Raw genomic sequence first — 10781 nt, forward strand, 5'->3', positions numbered from 1 at the left:
GCCCGGAGATCCGCTTCCCCAAGGACGTCGCCTCGGCCGACTACTGGGTGCGGCACGTCCGCGACGCCGTGCGCTTCGCCGATGACATTCGCCATCTGGAGGGCGAGGGCGTCACCCGGTTCCTCGAGATAGGTCCCGATGGGGTCCTCACCGCGATGGCGCGGCAGTCGGCCCCCGAGGCGGCCGCGGTGGCCACGCTGCGCCGTGACAGGCCCGAGGCCGCGACGCTGCTCACCGCCATCGGCCACCTCCACACCACGGGCGTGACCCCCGACTGGGCCGCCGTCCTCGCCGGGCGCGGCGCCCGCCGCGTCGACCTGCCCACCTACGCGTTCCAACGCAAGCGGTACTGGCTGTCCGAGCCCGACGCCGCGGGCGGCGGGAACGCCGCCTCCATGGGCCTCACCGCGCTCGGACACCCGCTGCTCAGCGCCGAGATCGCCGTCCCCGGCGCGGAGACCGTCGTGTTCACCGGGCGCCTGTCCACCGACACCCAGCCCTGGCTCGCCGACCACGCGGTGCTCGGCACGACGCTGCTGCCCGGCACGGCGTTTGTCGAGCTGGCCGTGCGCGCGGGCGACCAGGTCGGCTGCCGCGTCCTGGACGAGCTGACGCTGCGGGCGCCGCTCGCCCTGCCCGATGGCGGGGGCGTGCGGCTGCGGCTCACGGTCGGCGAGCCGGTCGACGACGCCGGGCGGCGGCCCCTCACCGTTCACGCGCGGGCCGAGGACGCCCACGACGAGGCGGGGTGGACCCTGCACGCCGAGGGCCTGCTCGCCCCCGACGACCCCGCGACGGCGCCCCCCGCCGATGAGGCCGCCTGGCCGCCCCCGCCCGAGGCGGGCATCCCCATCGACGACGGATACGAACGCCTCAGGGAGTCCGGCTACGCCTACGGGCCCGCGTTCCAGGGGCTCAAGGCGGCCTGGCGCGTCGGCGGCGAGACGTTCGCCGAGGTGGCGCTCGACGAATCGGCGGGTGCCGAGCGCTTTGTGCTGCACCCCGCGCTGCTCGACTCCGCGCTGCACGCGCTGATGCTCGCCTCGGCCGACGACGAGACGACCGCCCTGCCGTTCGCCTGGAAGGGGGTCAGGCTGCACGCCTCGGGCGCCACCGCCGCGCGCGTCCGCCTCACCCCCGGGCGCGAGGGAAGCATGGAGATCCACGTCGCCGACACCGAGGGGCGCCCCGTCGCCTCCGTCGCGTCGCTGATCTCCCGCGAGGTCTCCGCCGACCAGCTCGCCCTCGCGCCCGCCAGGCCCGCCGACTCCCTCTTCCATATCGCCCTCACCCGGGTCAACGCGCCCGCCGCCGACGCCGAGTGGACAACGGTCGCCGACCTGGACGAGCTGCCCGAACGGGTGCCAGCCACCGTCGCGTTGACCCTGCCGCGCGGCACGGGCGACCTCGCCGACGACGCCAGGGCGGTCACCCACCACACGCTGAGGGCCGTTCAGGCGTGGCTCGCCGACCAGCGCTTCGCCGACCGCAGGCTCCTGGTCCTCAGCCGCGCCGACGAGCTCGCCCACGCCGCCGCGTGGGGCCTGGTCCGCGCCGCGCGCGCCGAGGAACCCGAGCGCTTCGCGCTCCTCGACACGGACGGCGACGACCCTGGGGCGATCGCCAGGGCCATCGCGTCCGGCGAGCCCGAGCTGCGGCTCGTCGACGGCGACCTCATGGCGCCGCGCCTGGCGCGCGCCCCGGCGGAGCCCGAGGCCGAGTCCCCCTGGGCCCGCGGCGGAACGGTCCTGATCACCGGGGGAACGGGCGGCCTCGGCGCGCTCGTCGCCCGCCACCTGGTCACCGAGCACGGCGTCGCCGACCTGCTGCTCACCAGCCGCCGCGGCATGGCCGCCGAAGGCGCCGCCGACCTCCACCGCGAGCTGACCGGCCTCGGCGCGGCCGTCGAGATCGCCGCGTGCGACGTCGCCGACCGCGACGCCCTCGGCGCGCTGCTCGCCGGGCGCTCCCTCGGCGCGGTCATCCACACGGCGGGCGTGCTCGCCGACGCCATGATCGCCAACCTGACGCCGCACAGCCTCGACCATGTGCTGCGCCCCAAGGTGAACGGCGCGCTCAACCTGCACGAGCTGACCCGCGACCACGACCTGTCCGCGTTTGTGCTCTTCTCGTCCGTCGCGGGCGTGCTCGGGGCGCCGGGCCAGGGCAACTACGCCGCCGCCAACACGTTCCTCGACGCGCTCGCCGCCCACCGCCGCGCCCAGGGACTGCCCGCGCAGTCCCTCGCCTGGGGGCTGTGGGACGGCGGCGGCATGGGGGAGCGCCTGAACGACGTCGACCTGCGCAGGATGCGCCGCCAGGGAACGCCAGCGCTGACGCCGCACGACGGCCTCGCGCTCTTCGACGCCGCCTCCATGCGGCCCGAGCCCGTGCTTGTGCCGATGGGCCTCGACCTCGCGGTGCTGCGCAGCGGAAGCGCCGGTGAACCACCCCTGCTGCTACGGGGGTTGGTCCCCCCGACGCGGCGCCGCGCCGCGGGCGGCGCGGGCGGCGCGGGTGGCGCGGGTGGCGGCGCGGGCCGCGAGCCCGGCGCGCTGCGCCGCGAGCTGGCGGCGCTGCCCGCCGACCGGCGCGAGGGCAGGCTGCGCGAGCTGGTGCTTGGCCTGGCCGCCGCCGTGCTGGGGCACGAGGGCGCCGACGCGGTCGACCCCGACCGCGACTTCCTCGAGTCCGGGTTCGACTCGCTCTCCGCGATGGAGCTGCGCACCGCGCTCAACGCCGCCACCGGCCTCAAGCTGCCCACCATGGCGGTGTTCGAGAGCAAGAACCCCGCCAGCCTGGCCCGCCTCCTCACCGACGAGCTGGCCTCGGCGGCGGCCCCCGCCGCCACGGCGGCCGGGCCGGAGGACGGCGCTGACGAGACCGTCACCGAGCTGTTCCGGCGCGCCGTGCGGGCCGAGGACGGCGCGGGCGCGATCAGGCTGCTCTCGGCGGTCGCCGCCCTGCGGCCCACGTTCGCCTCGCCCGACGACCTCGACCGCGCACCCGGGGCCGTGCGGCTCGCCGAGGGCCCAGGCCGCACCCGGCTGATCTGCCTGGCCACGCCCATGGCGGGCGGCGGCGTGCACCAACACGCCAGGCTGGGCTCGGAGTTCCGCGACATCAGGCCCGTCTCGGCGATGCCGCTGCCCGGCTTCCAACGGGGCGAGCCGCTGCCAGGCTCGACCGACGCGCTCGTGCGGGTGCTCGGCGAGGCCGTGCTCGCGGCGGCCGATGGCGAGCCGTTCGCGCTGCTCGGCTACTCGTCGGGCGGCATCATCGCCCACGTTCTCGCGCGCCACCTGGAGGAGACGGTGGGCACCCCGCCCGCGGGGCTGATCCTGATCGACACCTTCCGCGTCGATGACACCGCGATGGACGTCGGCTTCGACCGCCTCATGGGGGAGGTGCTCGCGATGGAGTCCACGTTCGGCCGCTATGACGCGACGCGGCTCTCCGCGATGCCGCACTACTTCACCGTGCTCGAGGGCTTCGACCCCGTGAGGCTGGCCGCGCCCACCCTGTTCGTCCAGGCGGCCGAGCCGTTCATCGCGCCGCCCGACGGCGTCGACCCCGCCGAGATGCGGGCCAAGCCCTGGGACCCCGAGCACACCCTGCGCACCGTGCCGGGCCACCACTTCACGCTCGGACAACAGGACGCCCCGACGACCGCCCGCGTCATCGAGGAATGGCTGGAGGCGCTGGGCTGACGCATCGCCGATGCCCGGCCTGCGTCCGCCCCGTCCCCGCCCCCTGCCCGACCCGGAACCGCTGCCCGAGAAGGACCCGAACCGAGGGATTGAACAGATGGCGCCCACGCACACGGTCAAGGGAACCGTTCCCTTCCGTGACTACGAGACCTGGTACCACATCACAGGAAGGGCCGACACGGACCTCCCGGCCCTCGTCGTCGTGCACGGGGGCCCCGGGTCCACCCATGACTACCTGATCGGCCTGACCGCGTTCGCCGAGACCGGAGGGCCCGTGGTGCTCTACGACCAGCTCGGCAACGGGGGGTCCACCCATCTCCCCGACGCGGACCCGGAGTTCTGGACCCCCGAGCTGTTCGACGACGAGCTGCACAACCTCCTGGACCGCCTCGCCATCGCCGACGACTACATCCTGTTCGGGCAGTCCTGGGGTGGGATGCTGGCCGCCCGGCACGCCGCGGAGCGCCCCGCGGGCCTGCGCGGCCTCGTCATCGCCAACTCCCCGGCGTCCTACCCCCTGTGGCTCTCCGAGATGGACGTGCTGCGCGCCCAGCTCCCGCCCGGCGTCGACGAGACGCTGCGCCGCCACGAGGCCGCGGGCACCACCGACGCCGACGAGTACCTGGAGGCGATGCTCGTCTTCTACGCCCGGCACGTCTGCCGCCTGGACCCCTGGCCCGCCGAGATGATGGCCTCCTACATCGAGGCGTTCGCCGACCCCACGGTCTACCGCACGATGAACGGGCCCAACGAGTTCCATGTCATCGGCACCCTCCGCGACTGGGGGGTGATCGACCGCCTGCCCGACATCGAGGTGCCCACCCTCGTCATCTCGGGGCGGCACGACGAGGCCACCCCGGTCACGGTGCGCCCGTTCCACGAGCTCATCCCGAACGCCCGCTGGGAGATCTTCGAGAACTCCAGCCATGTGCCGCACCTGGAGGAGCCCGAGCGGTTCCGCGAGGTGCTGGGCGCATTCCTTGACTCGGTCGGCGCGGTCGGCGCGCGGACCACGACGGTGAGCGGAGGCTGAGACGACGGTGGATGCCAAGGTCGAGGAGATCGTCGAGGCGCTGCGCGGCCAACTCGTCGAGAACGAGCGGCTGCGACGGGACAACGAGAGCCTGCGCGCCGCCGCGGACGTGGCCACCGAGCCCATCGCCATCGTCGGCATGGCCTGCCGCTTCCCCGGCGGCGCCGACTCACCCGAGGCGCTGTGGGCGCTGGTCGACGAGGGCAGGGACGCCATAGGCCCCTTCCCCGTCGACCGCGGCTGGGACCTGAGCACGCTGTACGACCCCGAGCCGGGAAAGCCGGGCAAGAGCTATGTCCGGCACGGCGGATTCCTGCACGAGGCGGGGGAGTTCGACCCCGAGTTCTTCGGGATCAGCCCGCGCGAAGCCCTCACCATGGACCCTCAGCAGCGGCTCCTGCTGGAGATCACGTGGGAGGCGATGGAGCGCGCGGGCATCGACCCGTTGGCGCTGCGCGGAAGCCGCACGGGCGTCTTCGCGGGCGCGATGTACCACGACTACGGCATCACCAGCAGCGACGGCAGCCTCGTCTCGGGCCGCGTCGCCTACACCCTGGGCCTCGAAGGCCCCGCGGTCACGGTCGACACCGCCTGCTCGGCCTCGCTCGTGGCGTTGCAGTGGGCCTCGCAGGCGCTGCGCTCGGGGGAGTGCACCCTGGCGCTCGCGGGCGGGGTGAGCGTCATGGCAACGCCCGAGACCTTCATCGAGTTCAGCGAGCAGCGCGGCCTCTCGCCCGACGGCCGCTGCCGCTCGTTCGCCGCGTCGGCCGACGGCACGGGCTGGGGCGAGGGCGCGGGAGTGCTGCTCCTGGAGAAGCTGTCGGACGCGCGCGGGAACGGGCACCCCGTGCTCGCGGTCGTGCGCGGCTCGGCGGTCAACCAGGACGGCGCGTCCAACGGGTTCACCGCGCCCAACGGCCCATCCCAGCGCCGGGTCATCCAACGCGCGCTGGCCACCGCCGGGTTGACGCCCGCCGACATCGACGTCGTCGAGGGGCATGGCACCGGCACCTCCCTCGGCGACCCCATCGAGGCGCAGGCGCTGCTCGCCACCTATGGCCGCGACCGCGACGAGCCGCTGTGGCTCGGGTCGATCAAGTCCAACATCGGGCACGCCCAGGCCGCGGCGGGCGTGGCGGGCATCATCAAGATGGTCGAGGCCATCAGGCGCGGCGTCCTGCCCAAGACCCTGCACGTCGACGAGGCCACGCCCCAGGTCGACTGGGACGCGGGCAACGTCCGCCTGCTCACCGAGGCCAGGGCCTGGCCCGCGACCGGGCGCCCGCGCCGGGCCGCCGTCTCGTCGTTCGGCGTCAGCGGCACCAACGCCCATGTGATCATCGAGCAGGCGGAGTTGGCGGCCGAGCCCGAGGCGCCGCGCCCCGCGCCCGGCACCCCCGTGCCCGTGCCGCTGCCGCTCTCGGCCTCGACCGAGACCGCGCTGCGCGCCCAGGCCGGGCGGCTGGCCGGGCATCTGCGGGCCACGCCGGGCCTGGACCCCGTGGACCTGGGCTTCTCCCTCGCCACCGCCCGCGCCGCCCTCGCCCGCCGCGCCGTCGTCGTCGGCCATGACCGCGACGAACTGCTGGGCGCGCTCGACGCGTTGGCGGACGCCGCCCCCGTCCCAGGCCCCGCCCGCTCAACCGGGCTCACGGCGTTTCTTTTCACCGGGCAGGGCAGTCAACGCCTCGGCATGGGACGGGAGTTGTATGAGGCGTTTCCGGTGTTCGCGGGGGCGTTCGACGCGGTGTGTGCCGCGCTGGACCTGCCGCTGAAGGATGTGGTGTGGGGCGGGGACGCGGAGGCGTTGAACCGGACCGAGCACACCCAGCCCGCGATCTTCGCGCTCGAAGTGGCGCTGTTCCGGCTCGTTGAATCCTGGGGAATCCGCGCGGACTTCGTCGCCGGGCACTCGATCGGCGAGCTGGCCGCCGCGCACATCGCCGGGGTGCTCACCCTTGAGGACGCCGCCACGCTGATCACCGCGCGCGGACGGCTCATGGCCGCGCTGCCGCCGGGCGGCGCGATGGTGGCCGTCGAGGCCACCGAGGCCGATGTGGCCCCGCTCCTGGGCGAGGGCGTCGGCCTCGCGGCCGTCAACGGCCCGTCCTCCGTGGTGCTTTCGGGCGCCGATGACGCCGTCACCGCGGCCGTTGAACGCCTCGCCGAACGCTGTGGCCCGCGCAGGACGAACCGCCTCAAGGTCTCCCACGCGTTCCACTCGCCGCTCATGGACCCCATGCTCGACGACTTCCGCCGCATCGCGGAGTCGGTCACCTACGCGGAGCCGAGCGTCCCCGTGATGGCGAGCGGCGATGTCACCACCGCCGCCTACTGGGTGGGGCACGTCAGGGACACCGTCCGCTTCGCCGACGCCGTGACCCGGCTTGAGGCCGAAGGCGTCACGCGCTACCTGGAGTTGGGCCCCGACGGCATCCTCACCGCCATGGCACGCCACTGCCTGACCCGCACCGCCGAGACCGCCGTGCTCGTCCCCGCCCTGCGCCGCCGCGAGCGCGAGCCCGTCGCCGCTCTCACCGCGATGGGCGGCCTGCACGCCGCGGGCCTGCGCGTCGACTGGAACGCCGTCTTCGCCGGGCGCGGCGCGCGCCGCGTCGACCTGCCCACCTACCCGTTCCAGCGCGCCCGCTACTGGCTCGACAAGCGCGGCATGGGCGGCGACGTCGCGTCCGCGGGCCTGGAGCGGCCCGACCACCCGCTGCTCGGCGCGATGGTGCGGCTGCCGGGCTCCGACGGCGTGGTGTTCACCGGGCGGCTGTCCCTGGGCGCCCAGCCCTGGCTCGCCGACCACACCGTGCTCGGCACGACGCTGCTGCCCGGCACCGCCCATGTCGAGCTGGCCGTGCGCGCGGGCGACCAGGTCGGCTGCCGCCGCGTCGAGGAACTCACCCTGGGCGCGCCCCTGATCCTGCCCGAGCACGGCGGAGTCCACATCCAGGTCGCCGTCGAGGCGCCCGACGCCTCGGGCCGCCGCCGCGTGGCCGTGTACTCGCGCGCGGACGACGCCCCGCTCGACCACGAGTGGGTCGCGCACGCCGAGGGAACGCTGGCCCCCGACGCCGCCGAGCCATCCGCCGACCTCGCGGCCTGGCCGCCCCGCGACGCCGAACCCCTGCCGGTCGACGGGCTCTACGAACGCCTCAGCTACGGGCCGACGTTCCACGGGCTGCGCGCGGCATGGCGGCGCGGCGGCGACGTGTTCGCCGAGATCGCCCTTCCCGAGGGCGTCGACGCCGCCCGCTTCGGCCTCCACCCCGCCCTGCTCGACTCGGCGTTGCACGCCCTTGACCTCACGCACGAGGACGCGACGCTGCTGCCGTTCTCCTGGGCCGATGTCACCCTCCATGCCGAGGGCGCCACCGCGGCCCGCGTCCGGCTGCGCGTCGGGGCCGATGGCACCGTGGCGTTGGAGCTGGCCGACGTCACGGGCACGCCCGTCGCCTCGGTCGGCGCGCTCGCGCTGCGCCCCGCCTCCGCCGAAGGGCTCGCCCTGGCCTCGGCCCGCGTCGCCGACGCCCTCTTCCACGTGGAGTGGGTCCCCGCGGCCAAGAGCCCCGCGCCCGCGGGCGGCGCCGTCGGCGGCGGCGCCATCGGTGAGGCCGAGGTGATCGTCCACCGCTGCCCGCCCACCGCAGGCGACATCCCGACCGCGGTGCGCGCGGCCACGAACGGCGCGCTGGAGGCCGCCAAGGCCGCGCTCGAAGGCGATGCCACCCTGGTCGTCCTCACCTGCGGCGCGACCGAGGGCACCGACCTCGGCCACGCCGCCGTGCGCGGGCTGATCGCCGCCGCCGCCGCGGAGAACCCAGGGCGTTTCGTCCTGGTCGACACCGACACCGACACCGACACCGACACCGCCGATGCCGACATCGACCCGGGCGCCGCCGTCGCCATCGGCGAGCCCGAGCTGCGCGTCATCGGCGGCGAGATCCTGGTGCCACGGCTGGCCCGGGTGCCGCTCGGCACGGACGCCCCCGTCTGGGACCCCGAACGCGCCGTCCTGATCACGGGCGGCACCGGCGCCCTCGGCGCCGCCGTCGCCCGCCACCTCGCCACCCGGCACGGCGTGCGGCGGCTCCTCCTCACCGGGCGCCGCGGACCCCAGGCGCCGGGCGCCGCCGAACTCGTCGACGAGCTGACCGCGTTGGGCGCCGACGCCGAGGTGGTCGCGTGCGACGCGGCGGACCGCGACGCCCTGGCCGCGCTGCTCGTCGGCCGCACCATCGGCGGAGTCGTGCACGCCGCGGGCGTCCTCGACGACGGCGTGCTCGCTTCGCTGACGCCCGAGCGCGTCGACCGCGTGCTGCGCCCCAAGGTGGACGCCGCCTGGCACCTGCACGAGCTGACCCGCGACATGGGGTTGACGGCGTTTGTGCTCTTCTCGTCCGTCGCGGCCGTCATCGGCGCGCCAGGGCAGGGCAACTACGCCGCCGCCAACGCCTGCCTCGACGCCCTCGCGCGCCACCGCCACGCCCACGGGCTGCCCGCCAAGGCGCTCGCCTGGGGCCCCTGGGCGGGCGGCGGCATGGCGGAAGGGCTCGACCAGGGCGGCATGCGTGCCCTCGCCCCCGAGGACGGGCTCGCGCTGCTCGATGCCGCGACGGGCGTCGCCGAACCCGCGCTCGTGCCCGTCAGGTTCGACCTGGCGGCCATCGACGCGCCACCGCCGCTCCTGCGCGGCCTCGTGCGCGGCAGGGCGCGCCGCGTCGTCGACGGCGCCGCGCCCGCGAACGACGCCCTGCGGCAGCGGCTGGCCGGGCTCACCGACGAGGAGCGCGCCGCCGAGCTCGTCGACATCGTCCGCTCCCAGGCCGCCATCGTCCTGCGCCACACAGGGGCCGAAGCCATCGGCCCCGACCGGAACTTCCGCGACCTCGGGTTCGACTCGCTCACCGCGATCGAGCTGCGCAACCTCCTGGCCGCCGCCGCTGGCCTGCGGCTGCCCGCCACCCTCGTGTTCGACTACCCGACCCCCGAGGACCTGGCGCGGCACCTCCTCGGTCAGCTGTCCGGCGCCGTCGGGGAAACCGCCGCCAGGGTCGCCGCCGCCCCCGCGGACGACGAGCCGATCGCGATCGTCGCGATGGCCTGCCGCTTCCCCGGCGGCGTTGACTCGCCCGAGGGGCTGTGGCGGCTGGTCGACGAGGGCGTTGACGCGGTGTCGGAGTTCCCGGCCGACCGCGGCTGGGACACCGAGGGCATCTACGACCCCGAGCCGGGCAAGCCGGGCAAGACCTATGTGCGCGACGGCGGATTCCTGTACGGCGCGGGCGAGTTCGACGCCGACTTCTTCGGCATCAGCCCGCGCGAGGCCCGCGACATGGACCCACAGCAGCGGCTGCTGCTCGAAGTGTCGTGGGAGGCGCTGGAGCGCGCCGGGATCGCCCCCACCGCGTTGAAGGGCAGCCCGACGGGCGTGTTCGCCGGGGTCATGTACCACGACTACGCGGGCGGTGGCGGTGGCGGCAGCCTCGTCTCGGGCCGCGTCGCCTACACCCTGGGCCTGGAAGGGCCCGCGGTGACCGTGGACACCGCATGCTCGTCGTCGCTGGTCGCGCTGCACTGGGCGGCGCAGGCGCTGCGCTCGGGCGAGTGCTCGCTCGCCCTCGTGGGCGGCGTGACCGTCATGGGAACGCCGCAGACGTTCATCGACTTCAGCGAGCAGCGCGGCCTGGCCCCCGACGGCCGCTGCAAGTCCTTCGCGGACGCCACGGACGGCACGGGCTGGGGCGAGGGCGCCGGGATCCTCGTGGTCGAGCGCCTGTCGGAGGCGCGCCGCAACGGCCACCCCGTGCTCGCGGTGGTGCGCGGCAGCGCCCTGAACCAGGACGGCGCGAGCAATGGCCTCACCGCGCCCAACGGCCCCTCCCAACAGCGCGTGATCACCCAGGCGTTGGCCAACGTGGGCCTGACCGCCGCCGATGTGGACGCGGTCGAGGCGCATGGCACGGGAACGACGCTCGGCGACCCGATCGAGGCGCAGGCGCTGCTTGCCACCTATGGCCAGGGCCGCCCCG

General features: G+C 75.2%; 2 protein-coding genes and 1 pseudogene. All 3 read left to right on the top strand.

Features of this window, described 5'->3' with window-relative positions; all coding sequences use genetic code 11:
* Positions 1–3710: type I polyketide synthase (locus tag DEH69_RS30785; protein ID WP_113690297.1), on the top strand; the 3710-nt coding region annotated here is incomplete at its 5' end.
* Positions 3711–3807: 97 nt separating this feature from the next.
* Positions 3808–4743: a proline iminopeptidase-family hydrolase gene (locus DEH69_RS30790; protein ID WP_113690298.1), complete on the top strand. Its 936-nt coding sequence runs from the start codon at positions 3808–3810 to the stop codon at positions 4741–4743.
* A gap of 118 nt (positions 4744–4861) precedes the next feature.
* Positions 4862–10781: pseudogene (locus DEH69_RS30795) on the top strand (SDR family NAD(P)-dependent oxidoreductase); the annotation flags it as partial.

Source organism: Streptomyces sp. PT12 (genome assembly GCF_003311645.1).
Classification (GTDB): Bacteria; Actinomycetota; Actinomycetes; order Streptomycetales; family Streptomycetaceae; genus Streptomyces.